Raw genomic sequence first — 16,733 nt, 5'->3', positions numbered from 1 at the left:
TTCGCAGGCATCCGCCGGCACCGGCGGATCAGACGAAGGGGGAGAACATGGCCAACATCACCGTCACCTACGACGAGATCCGCGCCGCGGCGGATCAGCTGCTCTCGGGGCAGGGAGACATCGACTCGCGGCTGGCTGAGCTCAAGGCGTTCATCGACTCGCTCGTCTCGGGCGGGTACGTCACGAGCTCCTCGTCCGGAGCCTTCCACGAGCAGTACACCGCGTTCACCACGTCGTCGCAGCAGGCGATCTCGGCGCTCGAGGGACTGAGCCAGTTCCTCAGGGGCGCCGCGGACACGCTGCAGCAGACCGACGAGGCGCTCGCGAGCGCGATCCGGGGCCGGTAGCGGGCCGGTAGGAGGCGGAGCGATGAGCCTGGACCTGGCTACCTCTGGACGGCAGGCGGAGCGATGACTCGTGACCTGGTGATCGCCGGCGACGCTATCGGGGAGGCCGCTGCCCGCATCCGTGCGGTCGCGGCCTCCCTGGGGCGCGCGGACGCTGACTGCGGAGCGGTTCGCGCCGCGCTGGGGGACGCGGCGGAGGTGAGCGGGCTGCGGGACGCCATGTCCTCCTTCGCCGCGTCGTGGAGCGTGCGTCGCGAGTCGTTGTGCGGCACGCTCGACTCGCTGTCGGGGGTGCTCTCCCAGGTTGACGGAGGCTTCGACGACGCGGACCGCGCGCTGTCGAGTGCCGTGGGCCTAGGCCCCGTGCCCGTCCATCGCGGCGACGGGGTGGACTGATGGCTGGAGTCCTCGATGCCAGCTCGCCGATCTCCGGCGAGCCCGCGCAGATCGAGGGCCGCGCACACGAGCTCGGCGCGGTGGCCGAGTCGCTCTCCGCGACGATCGCCGAGCTCCGCAGCATCCGCGCTGGCACCTCGATGCGAGGCGACGCGGTCGCCGCGTACCTCGAGGCGGCAGAGGTCATCGAGCATGAGCTGGGGCTCGTCGAGCGGCGCTACGCGGCGGCCGCTGCGGCCCTGGCCGACTACGCGCGGTCACTGTCCGAGATCCGGGCCGAAGGCGACGAGCTGCGCCGCCGGGCCGCGTTCGCGCATACGTCGCTCGCGTGGGCCGAGCAGCGCATCGCGGCCGAGTCCGCGCAGGAATCCGAGGGCGCGGGGGTCGGCGCGATCCTCGTACCGGCGCTGCGTCGGCCCAGCGCCGCCGAGTCCGAGCGCGAGGAGGCCGCGCTCGTGCTGTCGTCCTGCGCGCACCAGTTCGACGAGCTCCTCGCGCGTTGGCGTGCGGTAGCCGACGCGCGGGCGCGCGAGATCGACGTCGTGGTCGAGTCCTCGGCCCTCAACGACTCCGGGTGGGACGTCCTCGCCTTCGGGCTCGAAAGGCTGCTTGACGAGGTCCTGCCCGTCGTGGAGCTCGTGCTCGATGTGGTCGCGCTCGTCACGACAGTCGCCGCGGTGGTGCTGGTCCTCACCGGTGTCGGCGCGCCGTTGGCCTCCGCGCTGTTCCTCGTCTCGCGGCTCGCTCAGGCGGGCGCGCGGGTGGCGGCGGTGATCCGGGTCGTGGCGACCGCGACGCTCGTCGCGACAGGCAGGCGCCCGGCGCGCGCACTCGCCGAGCTCGGGGTCGGCCTTGTGGTGGACCGGGCCGGCGGTCGCGCCGGGGACATGGTCGTGGGCGGCGTGGCGCGCCGCGCGCCCGCAGCCGCAGCGGAGGTGATCGACCGGGCGGCCACGGGACTCGTCGAGCTCACGGGGCGCGTCGGCCCCGCCATGGCCGGTGTCGGTGCCGCGGCGGTGCGCCTGCGCGCGGTCGACTTCGACGGTTGGATCGAGGGGACGCTCAACACGAGAGTGGCGGCGCTGACTGGACGCCCCTCGGTCGTGGACCCCGACGGGCTCACGGCGCGATTCGATGCGGGTGTCGATGCGGTGGTCGTGGGGGCCCTCGAGGAGACCGTCGGGGCTCCCGTGGGCGACGCGTACGCGGCGCTGCTCTCCGGGCTCGACGCGGCCGCGGGGACGCCGCACGCGCTCAGCGGCACGGGCTTCCATGTGGTCGACGTGGCCAGGGAGATCGACGGAGTCGTCTCCGGTCCGGAGCCGACGACGGCGGAGGGGACGGTGGTCGGCTCCGCGATCCACGGCGTCGACGGTGAGGAGCTCACCGCATGACGGGCACGCTCGAGATGACGATCCCGGAAGGCTGGCACCTCGTGGAGGCTGGCGACGGGCCGAGGTCGACCGCGACGGTCGCGGCCGACCTGACGCGGTCCGTTCCTGCGGCCGACCGGGCCCGGTGGAGGCGGACCGTCGCCGCCGCGCTCGATGAGGGCCTCTCCGCGGTGGACGGGGAGGACTCCGAGGTGATGTCCATGCTCGTGCCGGGCGGTGCGGCGGGGCTCGCGCTGCCCCTGACCGTCGCCGTGCTCAGGCTCGGACTCGAGACGAGCGATCCTGCGGAGGCGAACCGCGTGCTCGCCGGACTGGTGTCGCGCGAGCCCACCGCGAGGCTGCTCGCGAGCGATGCGGGACCCGTCCTGCGGACCCATACCCGCGTCCCTCTGGGGTCCGAGCACGCCCGTCGGCTCGGGGTGGACCCCGCGGATCTGCCGACGGCCGAGTCGCTTCGCGCCCGCTACCTGCTTCCGCCGGCGGGTCAGGGGCGATGGCTCGCGCTGGTGCACACCGTCCCGATGATGCTGGGTCTCGGCGCTGAGGCATGGCTCGAGCTGTGCGACGCGCTGGTCGTAGGCGTCAGGTGGAGAACGGAGAGCGGAGCGGCTCAGCCCACGAAGCGGTAGCCGACTCCTCGCACCGTCTCGATCGCTTCGCTTCCGAGCCTGCCGCGCAGGTAGCGGATGTAGACGTCGAGGACGTTGTCCTTGGACGCCGAGCCCCACACGTGCTCGAGCGCCTCCGCGCGGCTCACGACCTCGCCGTGGTGCGACATGAGCAGCGCCGCGAGCTGGAACTCGCGCGGGCTCAACTCGACGGGCTGCCCGTCGCACTCGAGCTCACGGGTCTCCTGATCGAGCACGCAGCGGCCGACGCTGATCACGGCCGCCTCACCGTCGGCGGCGTCGCGCCGGCGGGCCCTCAGCCGCACACGCGCGAGCAGCTCGTCGAAGCTGAAGGGCTTGGGCATGTAGTCGTCAGCGCCGCGCTCGAGCCCGCGCACCGTGTCCTCCGCGGACGTGCGCGCCGTGAGGATGATCACCGGCAGATCCGAGCCCGCCGCGCGAAGCTTGCGCAGCACGGTGAAGCCCTCCATATCGGGCAGGCCGATGTCGAGCACCATGATGTCGAAGTCGCCCTCGCGCGCCTGCGCGAGGCCGTCGCGTCCCGTGCGGGCGTGAACGACCTCGATGTCCGCGACCCTCAGGCCGTCGATGAGCGACTCCGCCAGCCGGTCCTCGTCCTCGACGAGAAGCAGTCGGGTCATGCCTCATCCTCCCGCGCCGCGGATGGTGGCGCCCACGGGGACTCCGGTGCCGGCTGGTCGCCGCGTGGCTTGTAGGCCGGGATCACGATCGTGAACGTCGATCCCTCTCCCGGGGTCGACTCGATGTCGAGCCTGCCCTCGTGCGCCTCCGCGATCGCGGCGACGATCGGGACGCCGAGCCCCGACCCCTCGCCGCCCGCGGAGGCTCGGCCGAACCGAGTGCGGATCCGCGCGATGTCCTCGGGCGCGACCCCGATGCCCTCGTCGCGCACCCACAGTCGGAACTCGGGGTGGTCGTCGTCCGCGACGCCGATCGAGCTTCCCAGGGTGACCTTCGACTCGGGCTCGGAGAACCGGACCGCGTTGGCCGACAGCTGGAGCCAGGCCTGCGTGAGCCGCTCCGCGTCCGCCTCGACCTCCCCCTCGGCAACGGCCTCGAGCGTCCATCGGCGCGGGCCCAGCGTCTCGGCCCTGATCAGCGCCAGCTCGGCGAGATCGGCAAGGTCCACAGCCCCGAGCCGCAGGAACTCGGGCCTGTCCGCCTTCGCGAGCGTCGTGAGGTCCTCGACCAGCCGTGTCATGCGGGAGACCTCGTCGAGCAGGTCGTCGCGCGTGGCCAGGACCGAGTCCGCGTCGCGCGGCTCGACGAGCTCGAGCCGCGTGCGCATGATCGTGAGGGGGGTGCGAAGCTCGTGCGACGCATCGTCCAGCATGCGGCTCTGCTCCGAGAAGGCCCGCTCGATCCTGTCGAGCATCTGGTTCACGGTCTCCGAGAGGCGCGCGAGGTCGTCGTCCCCGACGATCGGGATCCGCTCGGACAGGTCCGTCGTCGAGATCCTGCGCGCCGTCGTGTCGAGAAGGCGGATCGGCTCGAGGAGCCGCCCCACGGTGATGTAGCCGAAGCCGCTGATCGCGGCGAGCGAGAGGATCGCGACCACGGCGTAGACCTGGAAGCTGTCCGCGAGCTCGGCGATGGTCTCGCCCCGGTCGACGGCGTACACGATCACGCCCTGCACGGTGCCGTCGGCGGCCTCGACGGGCATCGACACGTACCTGTAGTCGGCCTGGTCCGTGCTGATCGCGCGCACCTCGGGGTCGCCGCCCGCGGCCGCGAGCGCCGCGGTGAGCAGCTCGCCGTCCGACTCGATCGGAAGGATGTCGCTGCCGCCGGGGATGAATCGCGGCACGCCGTCCACGAGCGCGACAGCGCTCTCCGACGGGGTCGCAACCACGCGACGGATCGCCTCGCGAAGGATCGACTCGGCGTCGGCGAACGCCTCGCCCGTGGTCGGATCGCCGTCCTCGACGAAGGTCACGAGGTCGTTGGCCTTGCGGGCGAGGTCGCTCTCGATCGACGCGTCGATGCGCCCGCGCTCGATCACATACGCCGTGGTGCCCGCGACCGTCAGCGCGACGCCCGTGAGCACGGTGAGGTAGATGAGCACCCGCACCCGGACGCTCACGCCGCCGCGCGGGCGAGCCACCGCTTCCTTCATGGGCGCGACCACCCTTCGTCGCCCCCACGCTATCGCCTCCACCACGGCAGGATTCTGTCGCATGCGCCTCGCCGCATCCGAATGGACGATGCGGTCCTGGGTCTGCGAAAGCGCACGCCTTGCCTTGACCATGCCGGGCTCGTCCTCGGCCTCCACCGGCAGCAGTGCGGTGCGCGCGCCGGCGAGCAGGACCGGCAGCTCGGAGAGGAAGCGCGCGGTCTCGTCGACGGCGCGCTCCGCACGGACGCGGATCCTGCCCTGCGGCGTCGCGCTCAGGCGCGCCGCGCGCCGTCCCCCGGGTGCGCCGAAGGCCGCACGCTGCTCGCGTGCGGCCTCCAGGTCAGGGGTGGTCTCCGTGCTCACGTCGCCCCGAGGTCAGCGGTGCGAGCCGCGGCGACCTCCGTCGCGGTCGCTGCTGCGACGCGAGTCGCGACCGTCGAAGCGCGAGTCGCCGTCACGGTCGTTGTTCCAGCTGTCGCGGTCCCGGTCCTGGTCGCGGTCCTTGTCCTCGTCGCAGTCCTCCTTGGACGCGTCCGTGGTCGCGTCGTCCGAGGCCTCGTCGGCTGCTGCGGCGGTCTCGTTGCCGGTCGCCTGCGCGCCGGAGTCCTTGGTCGTGTCCTCATCGGCGTCCTCTGCCACATCCGCGAGGTCGACGACCTCGTCCTCGACTACCTCGACGGCGTCGGCCTTGTCCGCCTTCGTGTCGTCGGCCTCGTCCTCGGTCGCGGTCGCGGTCGCGCTCGGCGACGGGCTCACGGAGCTGTCGGGCACGACGACGGTGTCCTTGATCGCCTCCGTCTCGGAGGTCTGGGTGCCCCCGACCGCGGCGGCGGTCAGGCCCAGGGCGACGAGGAGCCCGGCGGTGGCGAGCAGGGTCACGAGGAAGCGTGAGGTGGTTGTCTGCATGGTGCCAGTCTTCCTTTGCGAGTCTGAGAGTGATCTCAGGTCCGCGCGATCGAGGCGCGGAGACCGGGGTCTGCGTCGCGGGCCGCGAACCGGTGCTTCCCGCGACGCAGGCGCGACGGCGGACAGGCACCAGGGGGGGAGGTGCGCCGCTCGTCGCGAGAGGGTGCAGAACGGGGGCGGCGCGATGGCTGGGCCGCCCCCGTTCTGCTGCCGTGGGCCCGAGCTGAGGGGTTCCGGACCCACGACGTGCCGTGACACGGAGGAGTCACGGGTGCGGGGCTTCGACCGTCCGTGGTCACCCCGCCTGACAAGGCTCGCAAGCGGTCTCTGAGACGATTCTCAGATTGGTGACACACCGCACATCACGGAACGATCCGGCCCCGCAGCGGCCGCGTGGCCTGGCCTCAGGGGCGGCTCAGTTGTCGTCGTGCCGGGTCCAGCGGAACGTCCTGACCGCGAGCACGAGGCCGATGACGACCCACGCCGCCAGCACGATCGCGCCGGTCGTGAGCTCCCAGCTGCCGCGCGCCTCGGCGGCAGCGAAGCTCTCCGGAAGGAAGACCGACCGCATCCCCTGGGCGAGCCACTTGAGGGGGAAGATCTCAGCGACGTGCTGAAGGAAGGTCGGGATCTGCGTGTAGACGAGGAAGACGCCCGACGTGAACTGCAGGAACAGCACGATCGGCGTGATCACGGCCGAGCCCGACTTCGCGTTGCGCAGCAGCGTCGACATCGCGATGCCGAGCGTCGTCGCCGCGGCGGTGCCGAGCAGGAACACCCACGCGAAGGTGCCCCAGTGGCCCGCGTCCGACGGCAGCGTCACGTCGTAGAGGAACACGCCCATCGCGATCAGCAGCGCCACCTGCACCGCAGACACGATCAGCACCTGCGCGACCTTCGCCGCGAAGTAGGAGGTTGCCGGAAGCGGGGTGCCGTAGATGCGCTTGAGGACGTCCTCGTCGCGGTCGATCGAGATGGTCATCGCGAGCGACTGGAACCCGGTGTTGAGGATGCCTGACGCGACCATGCCCGCGAGGAAGTACTGCGCGAACGTCACGCCCGGCGCGATCTCCTCGCCGCCGAACACGGACCCGAACAGGAGCAGCAGCATCATCGGGAAGAAGAAGATGAACACCATCTGCTCGCGGCTGCGGAAGAACTCCTTGAGCTCGACTCCCAGGCGGGCGCGCGTCATCGACATCCACGTGGGTGCGGACGATGCGGTGGTGGCAGTGGTCACGAGGCGACCTCCTCGGTCGCGGCGTCACCCTCGGTGTCGCCGATCATCTGCAGGTAGACGTCCTCGAGCGAGGGATGGCGCACCTCGAGCGCCTCGATCTCCCCGGGCGTGCGCGCGAGCAGGTCGCGCAGGAACGCCGACGCCGACGGCGTCTGCTCGACACGGTGCACGCCGTCCTCGACCCAGCTCACGCGGGCGTCGCTCGCGCGCGAGCGAAGGCCCTCGGGGGTGTCGAGCGCGACCAGGCTTCCGGAGGCGATGATGCCGATGCGGTCGGCGAGGTGGTCGGCCTCGTCGAGGTAGTGCGTGGTGAGCACCACCGTGGTGCCGTCCCCGCGGACGGACTCGATGAGTCCCCAGAACTGACGCCGCGCCTCGGGGTCGAAGCCCGTGGTCGGCTCGTCCAGGAAGACCAGCTCGGGACGTCCGATGAGCGCGAGGGCCACGTCGAGCCGGCGTCGCTGCCCGCCCGAGAGCGTGGCAGGCTTCGCGCCGGCCTTCTCGGTGAGCCCCACGGCCGCGAGCATCTCGTCCACGTCGCGGGCGTCCCGGTACAGGCTCGCGGCGTACTGGAGGGACTCGCGCGCGGTGAGCAGGCCGCGCTCGGACGTCCCCTGAAGCATGACCCCTACGCGGTGGCGCCACTCCTTCGACGCGCGCTGCGGGTCCTCCCCGAGCACCTCGACCTCGCCGGAGGTGCGCTTGCGGAAGCCCTCGAGGATCTCGACCGTCGTGGACTTGCCCGCGCCGTTGGGGCCGAGCAGCGCGAAGACCTCCCCGCGGGGGATCTCAAGGTCCAGTCCGTCGACGGCGTGCAGGTCGCCGTAGTGCTTGTGCAGATCCGTGATCCGGATCGCGGGCGCGCTCATGGGAGCGAGCCTAGCGAGACCGGGTGCCACGTTCATCGTCCAGTCGGACGAAGTTCACCTCCCGGGGACCCGGAGGGGCGCAGGAAGACGCAAGGGCCGCATCGTCCTCATGAACGATGCGGCCCTTGCGGAAGACGCGTGACTACTGCGGTGCGACTACTCCGCGAGCAGCGACTGGATTCGGCCGACACCCTCGGCGAGGTCCTCGTCACCGAGCGCGTAGCTGAGGCGCAGGAAGCCCGAGGGGCCGAAGGCCTCGCCCGGCACGACGGCGACCTCGACCTCGTCGAGGATCACGCCCGCGAGGTCGGCGGACGAGGCGATCTCCTTGCCGCGGACGGTGCGGCCGATGAGGCCCTCGACCGACGGGTACGCGTAGAACGCGCCCTTGGGGGTGGGGCACACGACGCCATCGATCTCGCGCAGCATCGACATCATCGTGCGGCGACGGCGGTCGAACGCGGTGCGCATCTCGTGGACGGCCTCGAGGCCCCCCTCGAGCGCGGCGATCGCGGCGCGCTGCGACACGTTGGCGACGTTCGAGGTCAGGTGCGACTGGAAGTTGCCCGCGGCCTTGATGACGTCCATCGGGCCGACCATCCAGCCCACGCGCCATCCGGTCATGGCGTAGGTCTTCGCGACGCCGTTGAGGACGATGGTCTGGTCGGCGAGCTCCGGCACGAGCTTGAGGATCGGCGAGAAGACCGCGTCCTCGTACAGCAGGTGCTCGTAGATCTCGTCCGTGAGGACCCAGATGCCGTGCTCGAGCGCCCACTCGCCGATCGCCTTCGTCTGCTCCGCGGAATAGACGGCGCCCGTCGGGTTCGACGGCGAGCAGAACAGCAGCGCCTTGGTGTTCTCGGTGCGCGCGGCCTCGAGCTGCTCGACGGTCACGAGGTAGTCCTGCTCGGCGCCCGCGAACACCTCGACGGGCACGCCGCCGGCGAGCGTGATGGCCTCGGGGTACGTGGTCCAGTACGGGGCGGGGAGGAGGACCTCGTCACCCGGATCGATGATCGCGGCGAAAGCCTGGAAGACGGCCTGCTTGCCACCGTTGGTGACGAGCACGCTCGCGGGGTCGATCTCGTAGCCGGAGTCGCGCAGCGTCTTCGCGGCGATCGCCTGCTTGAGCTCGGGCAGACCGCCCGCGGGGCTGTAGCGGTGGTTCTTCGGGTCCTTGGCGGCGGCCACGGCGGCCTCGACGATGTAGTCGGGCGTCGGGAAGTCCGGCTCGCCCGCACCGAAGCCGATGACGGGACGGCCGGCGGCCTTGAGGGCCTTGGCCTTGGAGTCCACGGCGAGCGTGGCGGACGGCGCGATGGCGCCGAGGCGGGCAGAGACACGTCGGGCGGGAGCAGTCATGGCACCATTGTTCCACCAACGGCACCCGCGACGATGCGGGGGCCTGGGGAGCGGGTTCGCATCTCGGACTGAGATCGCGTACTATGGCTCTTCGGCACTTGACAGTAGCCATGATGGTCCGCGCCCTGGTGCGGAGCGGTGGTCAAGTGCCTCGGGGCCCAACCCCCGAAGGGCAGTGGCGCAATTGGTAGCGCATCGGTCTCCAAAACCGACGGTTGGGGGTTCGAGTCCCTCCTGCCCTGCGTTCAGCGGACGCGTCCTCCGCGACGCACCCCACACACCACGCAAGCAAAGGACTTTTCGGTGAGCGAATCCGTCGTGACCGACACTGGAGATAAGGACCCGCGGCACGAGTCGCGCGAGGGTCGCAACATCTTCGGTCGCATCGCGCTGTTCGTGCGCCAGGTGGTCTCGCAGCTTCGCCTGGTCGTGACCCCGACCGTGCCGGAGTGGATCCGGCTCATCGGCGTGGTCCTGGGCTTCGTCGCGGTGATGATGGCGCTCGCGTTCTCGCTCGACTTCGTGTTCGGGTGGGGCGCGGCATGGGTGTTCGGCGACTAGCCGAGTAGTGAAGGAGTCGAGAGACCGTGAGTGACGAGAAGATCGACGAGGCGCTGAGCGCTGCCGAGACCGCTGAGGAGGCCTTCGAGCCCGCGGTCGACGAGGCCGACCTCGGCGACGCCCCTGTCGACGCCGTCGTGACCGCCGACGACGACACCGTGCCCAGCGAGCCCGAGGCCCCGGCCGAGGAGGCCGCCGTGACCGAGGTCGCCGAGCCGTCGGCCGACGAGGACCTCCGCGCCTCGCTCCGGATGCAGGAGGGCGACTGGTTCGTCATCCACAGCTACTCGGGCCACGAGAAGCGCGTCAAGCAGGCGATCGAGCACCGTCGCGAGAGCCTCAACATGGAGGATCACATCTTCCAGGTCGAGGTGCCGATGGAAGAGGTCTCCGAGATCAAGAACGGCCAGCGCAAGAAGGTCACCCGCGTGCGGATGCCCGGATACGTGCTGGTCCGCATGTACCTCGACGACGAGTCGTGGGGCACCGTGCGCAACACGCCCGGCGTCACCGGCTTCGTCGGCCACGCGCACCAGCCCGTGCCGCTCACGATCGACGAGGTGTACAGCATGCTCGTCGGACCCGAGACCGAGACCGCGGGCGAGGCCGAGGAGAGCGGCGCGGCCGCTCCTTCGAAGCCGACCGTCGAGGTCGACTTCGAGATCGGCGAGTCGATCACCGTCATCGACGGCCCGTTCGCGACGCTCCCCGGCACCATCTCCGAGATCAGCGTGGAGAGCCAGAAGCTCCACGTCCTCGTCTCCATCTTCGGCCGGGAGACCCCGGTCGAGCTGTCGTTCAACCAGGTGCAGAAGCTCTAGTCGAACGACGCACATGGCGGCGGCCAGCCGCCATCCAAGCAAGTAAAGGACCCGAAAGAAAATGGCAGCCCCTAAGAAGAAGGTTGCCGGCCTGATCAAGCTTCAGATCCAGGCCGGTGCCGCGAACCCCGCTCCGCCTGTCGGCCCCGCACTGGGCCAGCACGGCGTGAACATCATGGAGTTCTGCAAGGCCTACAACGCGGCCACCGAGTCGCAGCGTGGCAACATCATCCCCGTGGAGATCACGGTCTACGAGGACCGCTCCTTCACGTTCATCACGAAGACCCCGCCCGCGTCGCAGCTCATCAAGAAGGCTGCCGGCGTCGCCAAGGGCTCGGGCGTCCCGCACACCAACAAGGTCGGCTCGCTGACCGACGCTCAGGTGCGCGAGATCGCTGAGATGAAGATGGCAGACCTCAACGCGAACGACATCGACGCCGCGGCGAAGATCATCGCCGGCACCGCCCGCTCCATGGGCATCACGGTCGAGTAAGACCGCATACAGACATCCAGTGGGAGGGCCGCGTTGGGCCCGCCACCACGACTGCAAAGGAAAAGCAGATGACCACGCGCTCCAAGGCTTACCGCGACGCAGCTCAGCTCGTCGACCGTAGCCAGCTCTACACCCCCGCCGAGGCCGTCAGCCTCGCGATCAAGACGGGCTCCAAGAACACCGACTCGACCATCGATGTCGTGTTCAAGCTCGGCGTCGACCCGCGTCACGCCGACCAGATGGTCCGTTCCACCGTCATCCTGCCTCACGGCACCGGCAAGACCGCTCGGGTCCTGGTCTTCGCCAATGGTGAGAAGGCGGATGCCGCACGCGAGGCGGGCGCCGACATCGTCGGTGGCGATGAGCTCATCGCCGAGGTGGCCGACGGCCGCCAGGACTTCGACGTCGTCGTCGCGACGCCGGACCTCATGGGCAAGGTCGGTCGACTGGGCAAGGTCCTCGGTCCCCGCGGCCTCATGCCGAACCCCAAGACCGGTACGGTCACCATGGACGTGGTGAAGGCCGTCACCGAGATCAAGGGCGGAAAGATCGAGTTCCGCGTCGACAAGCACGCGAACCTCCACACCATCCTGGGCAAGGCGTCCTTCGGTGAGCAGAAGCTCGCGGAGAACTTCCAGGCCGTTCTCGACGAGATCATGCGTGTGAAGCCGTCCGCGTCGAAGGGCCGCTACATCATCAAGACCGCGATCTCCGCGACGCAGGGCCCCGGCATCCCGGTGGACTCCTCCGCGAAGGCCGAGGCGTAAGCCGCTCGAGTCTCGAGATTGATCGGGCCCGATCCCCTCACGGGGGTCGGGCCCGATCTGCGTCTCCGGGGCGGTCCCGTGCGGCGCGGCTCCGTGTGGCGCGGCTCAGCGTCGCTGGTGCGTGAGCCCGAGCCGCGTCAGCCCGAGCCGCGTCAGCCTGAGAACCATCGGGTCTTGAGGCCCGTGTACTTGTCCATCGCGTGCAGCGACAGGTCCCGGCCGAAGCCCGACTGCTTGAAGCCGCCGAACGGCACGCTCACGTCGAGGGCGTCCACGCCGTTGATCGTGACCGTGCCCGCGGTGAGCGCGCCGCTCACGCGGTTGGCGCGCGCGAAGCTGTCGGTGAAGACCGAGGCCGCGAGGCCGTAGCGCGTCGAGTTCGCGAGCGCGATCGCCTCCTCCTCCGTGTCGAAGGTCGTCACCGCGAGGACCGGGCCGAAGACCTCCTCGTGGAAGAGCTCGGAGTCGGTCGCGACCCCGTCGAGGATGGTCGGCGCGACGTACGCTCCCTCTGTCGGCAGGTCGGCCGGGACGCTTCCGCCGACCACGAGCCGCGCCTGGGCGGCGCCGCGCTCCACGAACGCGAGGACCGACTCGCGCTGCTCCGCACTCACGAGCGGGCCCATGTCGGTCGCGGGGTCCAGCGGCGAGCCGATGCGCAGCGCACGGGCGCGGTCGGAGATCCGCTCCACCAGCGCGTCGTGGACGTCGCGATGCACGAGGAGTCGCGAGTTGGCCGAGCAGACCTGTCCCGAGCATGCGAAGATGCCGGCCGCGGCGGCGTCGGCGACCGCGTCGAGGTCCGCGACGTCCGGGAAGACGAGATTCGCGCTCTTGCCCCCGCACTCGGGCCACACCTGCTTGAGGTTGGACTGGGCCGAGTAGGACATGAAGAGCTTCGCGACGCGCGTCGATCCGGTGAAGGCCAGCGCGTCGACGTCCATGTGGAGCCCGAGCGCCTGGCCCGCCTCTGCGCCGTAGCCGGTCACGACGTTGAAGACGCCGTCGGGCAGCCCCGCCTCTGCCGTGAGCCGCGCGAAGGCGAGCGCGGACAGCGGCGTCTGCTCGGCGGGCTTGAGCACCATCGAGTTGCCCGTCGCGAGCGCCGGCGCGATCTTCCACATCGCCATCTCGAGCGGGTAGTTCCACGGCACGACGGCGCCGACCACGCCGAGCGCCTCTCGGGTCACCACCGCGAGGTGCGCGGGGTCCACCGGCGCGACCTCGCCGTAGACCTTGTCGGCCGCCTCGGCGTACCAGCGCAGGATCGCGGCGGTGCCCGGGATGTCCCACTGGAGCGTGTCCTTCGCGAGCTTGCCTCCGTCGAGGCTCTCGAGCAGCGCGAGCTCCTCGACGTTGGCGTCGATGAGGTCGGCAAGCTTCAGCAGCACCGCCTTGCGGGCGGCGGGGGAGCGCCGCGACCACGCACCCGACGCGAAGGCGCGCCGGGCCGCCGCGACGGCACGGTCCACATCGGGCTCGCCGCCGCGCGCGACCTGCGCGAGGGTTGCCCCTGTCGCGGGATCGACGGTCGCGAAGGTCTCGGACGATGCGGCCGGCACGAATGCGCCGTCGATGAACAGGTCGCGGTCGGGCGAGAGCGGGGCCGTGGGGTCGAGAGTCGAGAACAGGGTCATCAGCGTTCCTCACTGTCGAAGGTCACGAGCACCTTGACCACGCCGTCGTCAGGGGCTGCGGCAGCGCGGGTCAGGGCGGGAAGGTGGTCGAGGTCGATGCGGTGCGAGATCAGCGGCCCCACGTCGAAGGATCCGTCGGCGATCAGCGCGAGCGCCTCGTGGAACGACCGCAGCCCGGGCTCGCTCTGCGTGCCCTGCGCGCCTACCACCGTGAGGTTGCGGCCCATGAGCTCGAGCACCGACAGGCCGAGGTCGCCCGGCTCGTCGTCCGGGAGGCCGAACACTCCGCACGTGCCGCCTCGGCGGAGCGCGTCGAGGCACGCCCTGCGCCCGTCCAGGACCCCGGTGGTGTCGATCGCAAGGTCGACGTCGGTCGCAGCGCCGTCGCGCGCGCCGAGTGCGCGCGCGAGCGCCAGACGCGTGGGGACCGGCTCGGAGACCACGATGTCATGGCAGCCCAGGCGGCGCAGCGCGAGCACGAAGAGCAGCCCCGCCGGTCCCGCGCCGGCGACGAAGGCGGTGCGGGGAGGGGCCTCCGCCTTCCAGAACAGCCTCAGCCCGTACAGGACCGTGCCGAGCTGCTGCGCGAGCAGTGCGTCCTCCGCCGCGACGCCGGCGGGCACCGGGATCACGTAGTCCACGTACGCATACTGGTAGGCCGCGAAGACCTTGCCGTCTCGGGGCTGGGGCGTGTGCAGCACCAGGGTGCCGGGCGCAAGGCGACCCGACCCTCCCCCGACCACCTGGCCGACGCTCTCGTGGCCGAAGGCGTCGGTGTCGACGCCGTAGGAGTCCGCCCCGCGGAAGCGATGGAGGTCGGAGCCGCACAGCGCCGAGACGACGGTGCGCAGCAGGAGGCGGTCGGGGCCGGTCGTCGGCACGTCGAGGTCGCGGATCACCACCTCGCCCGCGGTGTCGATCCATGCGCCGCGCATCGTCCGGCTCATGCCGATCTCTCGATCCGGTCGTCGATCCAGAGCCGCATGAGGTCGGCCATGAGAGCGATCCGCGTCTCGATCGAGGACAGGACGATGCGCTCGTCGCGCGTGCAGTTCCCCTCGCACCACGGTCCCAGCCCGTCGAGGGTCGGGACGCCGCGAGCGGCGAAGAAGCTCGCGTCCGATCCGCCGCGCTCGTGCATCGTCCTGGGGAGGACGTGACCGGTGCGGCCGATCGCCTCAAGCACGGGCGCCGAGGCCGACGAGGGGAAGGCGGGGCGAGTCGCGCCCCCGCGCGAGATCACCGTGCCCGCGAAGGACGCGTCCGCCCGGGCGACCGTGCGCCTGATCGCGGCCACCGCATCGTCCAGGTGCCGCGCCTCGTCGGCGCGCAGGTCGACCTCGAACATCGCCGTCGGCGCGCTCACCTGGCGCGAGTCGCCCCCGCGGACGTGGCACACCGAGACCTGGACGTCCGGCGAGGACAGGGCGGTGACGTCGGAGAGAAGGTCGACCAGGGGGTCGACCGCGTTGATCCCGCCGGGCTCGGTGACGTGGACCGCGTTGCCTCGCGACTCGACGCGCATAGCTCCCACGGCCCCGCGCGAGGCGACCACGGCGCCGTCGGCCTTGCCCGCCTCGAGGCCGAGACACAGGTCGGTCGTGTCCGCGAGCTGTTCCAGGAGCGGGCGGGAGTCGACGCTGCCGACCTCCTCATCGGGGATCACCACGAGGCGAAGGGTGCCGTCGCCGGCCGTGGCGGAGGCTGCGCGCGCGATCGCCTCGACGGCCATGAGCAGCGCGGCCTTCATGTCCCCGACAGCGGGGCCCGAGATCCGATCCGCGTCCGCGTCGACGTCCATGCGCCAGCGGTCGACGCTGCCCGCGGGCCACACCGTGTCGAGGTGCCCGACGAGCGTGATGACGGGGCCCTCGCCCGAGCCGAGCGTGCGCTCGCCGACCAGGACGGCCGCACGCTCCGGGAGAGCGAACGAGACGACTCGCAGGCCGTGCGCCTCCATGTGCGCCGCGAGCAGGGCGTTGCCCCGCTCGAGGTGCTCCACGTCGTACGACCCCGCGGGCTCGTCCACGAGCGCCCGCAGGAGCTCGAGGTCGATGCTCGGGGTCGAGCTCACCCGACCACCCCGGTATAGGGGCACACCCATGCGTCCTGCGGATCGAACCCGAGCGACACCTCGACCCCGGGCCGCAGGGTCTCGCCGAGCCGGATGTCGTGGACATCGGCCGTGAGCAGCGCGTCTCCGGCCTTCACGGCGACGGAGAGATGGGAGCCCTTGAAGGACACATCGTCGACGCGTCCCCGGAGGACGACGGAGGCATCCGGCTTGTCGGCGCCGACCGCGAGCGAGAGGTGCTCGGGGCGCAGTACGAGCACCGCGGGCTCAGAGGCGGAGAAGCCGTCGGCGAAGCGCTCGCTCGGCACGGCGCAGTCGAACAGGTCCGTGCTGATCCGGGTCCCGTCGACGGCCGTCACGGGCAGCGAGTTCGCGGCGCCGACGAAGTCCGCGACCACCGAGTTGCGCGGGTTGCGGTACATCTCCGACGGGGAGGCGACCTGGGCCAGCTCGCCGGCGTGCATGAAGCCGATGCGGTCCGACATCGTGAACGCCTCCTCCTGGTCGTGGGTGACGTAGAGGAAGGCGACGCCGGTCTCGCGCTGGATGTGCTTGAGCTGGACCTGCATGTGCTGGCGGAGCTTGAGGTCGAGCGCGCCGAGCGGCTCGTCGAGGAGCAGCAGTCGCGGGCGCAGCACGAGCGACCGTGCGAGCGCGACGCGCTGCTGCATGCCTCCGCTGAGCTCCGCGGGCTTCTTGGCCTGCTGGCCGCCGAGACCGACGAGCTCGATCGCCTCGGCCACGCGGCCCGGGATCTCCGAGCGCGCGATCCTGCTCTCCTTGAGGCCGAACGCGATGTTCTCGCTGACGGTCATGTGAGGGAACAGCGCGTAGTTCTGGAAGACGGTGTGCACGGGCCGCTTGTGGGGCGGGGTGCCGACCACGTGCTCGCCGTCGATGAGGATGTCGCCGTCGGTCGGCTCCTCGAGGCCGGAGACGAGCTTGAGCGTGGTCGTCTTGCCGCAGCCGGACGGACCGATGAGGGAGAAGAACTCTCCCTCGCGCACGCGCAGGCTCAGGCCCTTGACCGTGAGCGGGGCGCCGTCGGCGTAGCGCTTCTTGACGCCGGCGAACTCCAGTACGAACTGATTCTGTGCCAC

General features: G+C 70.9%; 18 protein-coding genes and 1 tRNA gene. 9 read left to right on the top strand and 10 right to left on the bottom strand.

The window, feature by feature from the left end:
• Window positions 1-47: 47 nt before the first annotated feature.
• The 4 genes from B7K23_RS01850 to B7K23_RS01835 all read left to right on the top strand — a co-directional run bounded on the left by B7K23_RS01850 (window position 48) and on the right by B7K23_RS01835 (window position 2,766).
• Window positions 48-347, top strand: a complete 300-nt coding sequence (locus tag B7K23_RS01850) for a WXG100 family type VII secretion target (protein ID WP_084124605.1) — start codon at window positions 48-50, stop codon at window positions 345-347.
• A 63-nt stretch (window positions 348-410) separates the two neighbouring features.
• On the top strand, window positions 411-743 hold the full coding sequence (locus tag B7K23_RS01845; RefSeq protein WP_084124603.1) for a hypothetical protein: 333 nt from the start codon (window positions 411-413) through the stop codon (window positions 741-743).
• Window positions 743-2,137, top strand: a complete 1,395-nt coding sequence (locus B7K23_RS01840) for a hypothetical protein (protein ID WP_084124602.1) — start codon at window positions 743-745, stop codon at window positions 2,135-2,137. Before B7K23_RS01845 ends, B7K23_RS01840 begins: the two co-directional genes overlap by 1 nt.
• Window positions 2,134-2,766: a hypothetical protein gene (locus B7K23_RS01835; protein ID WP_084124601.1), complete on the top strand. Its 633-nt coding sequence runs from the start codon at window positions 2,134-2,136 to the stop codon at window positions 2,764-2,766. Before B7K23_RS01840 ends, B7K23_RS01835 begins: the two co-directional genes overlap by 4 nt.
• Here B7K23_RS01835 and B7K23_RS01830 read toward each other — a convergent pair.
• The 6 genes from B7K23_RS01830 to B7K23_RS01805 all read right to left on the bottom strand — a co-directional run bounded on the left by B7K23_RS01830 (window position 2,748) and on the right by B7K23_RS01805 (window position 9,280).
• Entirely contained in the window at window positions 2,748-3,407 is a 660-nt protein-coding gene (locus tag B7K23_RS01830) for a response regulator transcription factor (RefSeq protein ID WP_084124600.1), read from the bottom strand. The genes B7K23_RS01835 and B7K23_RS01830 overlap by 19 nt on opposite strands.
• Window positions 3,404-5,266: a cell wall metabolism sensor histidine kinase WalK gene (locus B7K23_RS01825; protein WP_084124599.1), complete on the bottom strand. Its 1,863-nt coding sequence runs from the start codon at window positions 5,264-5,266 to the stop codon at window positions 3,404-3,406. Before B7K23_RS01825 ends, B7K23_RS01830 begins: the two co-directional genes overlap by 4 nt.
• 12 nt (window positions 5,267-5,278) lie before the next feature.
• A complete protein-coding gene (locus tag B7K23_RS01820; RefSeq protein WP_084124598.1) occupies window positions 5,279-5,809 on the bottom strand; it encodes a hypothetical protein in 531 nt (176 codons plus the stop codon).
• 415 nt (window positions 5,810-6,224) lie between these two features.
• Entirely contained in the window at window positions 6,225-7,049 is an 825-nt protein-coding gene (locus B7K23_RS01815; protein WP_234996368.1) for an ABC transporter permease, read from the bottom strand.
• Window positions 7,046-7,918 carry an ABC transporter ATP-binding protein gene (locus B7K23_RS01810; protein ID WP_084124597.1) on the bottom strand — a complete coding sequence of 291 codons (873 nt, stop codon included), beginning with the start codon at window positions 7,916-7,918 and terminating at the stop codon, window positions 7,046-7,048. The genes B7K23_RS01815 and B7K23_RS01810 overlap by 4 nt, the downstream gene beginning before the upstream one ends.
• A gap of 156 nt (window positions 7,919-8,074) precedes the next feature.
• The gene (locus tag B7K23_RS01805; protein WP_084124596.1) at window positions 8,075-9,280 is read right to left on the bottom strand and encodes a pyridoxal phosphate-dependent aminotransferase; all 1,206 of its coding nucleotides are present in this window, start codon (window positions 9,278-9,280) and stop codon (window positions 8,075-8,077) included.
• 169 nt (window positions 9,281-9,449) lie between these two features.
• Here B7K23_RS01805 and B7K23_RS01800 point away from each other — a divergent pair.
• The 5 genes from B7K23_RS01800 (at window position 9,450) to rplA (ending at window position 11,922) form a co-directional block, all read left to right on the top strand.
• Window positions 9,450-9,522: transfer RNA gene (locus tag B7K23_RS01800), tRNA-Trp, on the top strand.
• 61 nt (window positions 9,523-9,583) lie between these two features.
• Window positions 9,584-9,841, top strand: coding sequence for a preprotein translocase subunit SecE (gene secE, locus B7K23_RS01795; RefSeq protein ID WP_084124595.1), 258 nt, complete (start codon window positions 9,584-9,586; stop codon window positions 9,839-9,841).
• A gap of 26 nt (window positions 9,842-9,867) precedes the next feature.
• Window positions 9,868-10,662 (top strand): transcription termination/antitermination protein NusG, encoded by a 795-nt coding sequence (gene nusG, locus B7K23_RS01790; protein ID WP_084124594.1) that lies wholly within the window; start codon window positions 9,868-9,870, stop codon window positions 10,660-10,662.
• A gap of 61 nt (window positions 10,663-10,723) precedes the next feature.
• Entirely contained in the window at window positions 10,724-11,155 is a 432-nt protein-coding gene (gene rplK / locus B7K23_RS01785; RefSeq protein WP_084124592.1) for a 50S ribosomal protein L11, read from the top strand.
• Window positions 11,156-11,223: 68 nt separating this feature from the next.
• Window positions 11,224-11,922: a 50S ribosomal protein L1 gene (rplA, locus tag B7K23_RS01780; protein ID WP_084124590.1), complete on the top strand. Its 699-nt coding sequence runs from the start codon at window positions 11,224-11,226 to the stop codon at window positions 11,920-11,922.
• 152 nt (window positions 11,923-12,074) lie between these two features.
• Here the strand turns inward: rplA and B7K23_RS01775 are convergent, their stop codons facing one another.
• Genes B7K23_RS01775 through B7K23_RS01760 form a run of 4 tightly spaced genes read right to left on the bottom strand, consistent with a single transcriptional unit; the run spans window position 12,075 to window position 16,733 of the window.
• Window positions 12,075-13,559 carry an aldehyde dehydrogenase family protein gene (locus B7K23_RS01775; RefSeq protein WP_084124588.1) on the bottom strand — a complete coding sequence of 495 codons (1,485 nt, stop codon included), beginning with the start codon at window positions 13,557-13,559 and terminating at the stop codon, window positions 12,075-12,077.
• On the bottom strand, window positions 13,559-14,506 hold the full coding sequence (locus B7K23_RS01770) for a zinc-binding dehydrogenase (RefSeq protein WP_084124586.1): 948 nt from the start codon (window positions 14,504-14,506) through the stop codon (window positions 13,559-13,561). The genes B7K23_RS01775 and B7K23_RS01770 overlap by 1 nt, the downstream gene beginning before the upstream one ends.
• Window positions 14,503-15,633 carry a M20/M25/M40 family metallo-hydrolase gene (locus tag B7K23_RS01765; RefSeq protein WP_159451270.1) on the bottom strand — a complete coding sequence of 377 codons (1,131 nt, stop codon included), beginning with the start codon at window positions 15,631-15,633 and terminating at the stop codon, window positions 14,503-14,505. The genes B7K23_RS01770 and B7K23_RS01765 overlap by 4 nt, the downstream gene beginning before the upstream one ends.
• Window positions 15,630-16,733, bottom strand: a complete 1,104-nt coding sequence (locus B7K23_RS01760; protein ID WP_084124582.1) for an ABC transporter ATP-binding protein — start codon at window positions 16,731-16,733, stop codon at window positions 15,630-15,632. Before B7K23_RS01760 ends, B7K23_RS01765 begins: the two co-directional genes overlap by 4 nt.

The sequence above is a fragment of the Demequina sp. NBRC 110054 genome (assembly GCF_002090115.1).
Taxonomy (GTDB): domain Bacteria; phylum Actinomycetota; class Actinomycetes; order Actinomycetales; family Demequinaceae; genus Demequina.
Note: the sequence above shows the minus strand (reverse complement) of the source record. Positions and strands in the feature narration are given on the sequence as shown.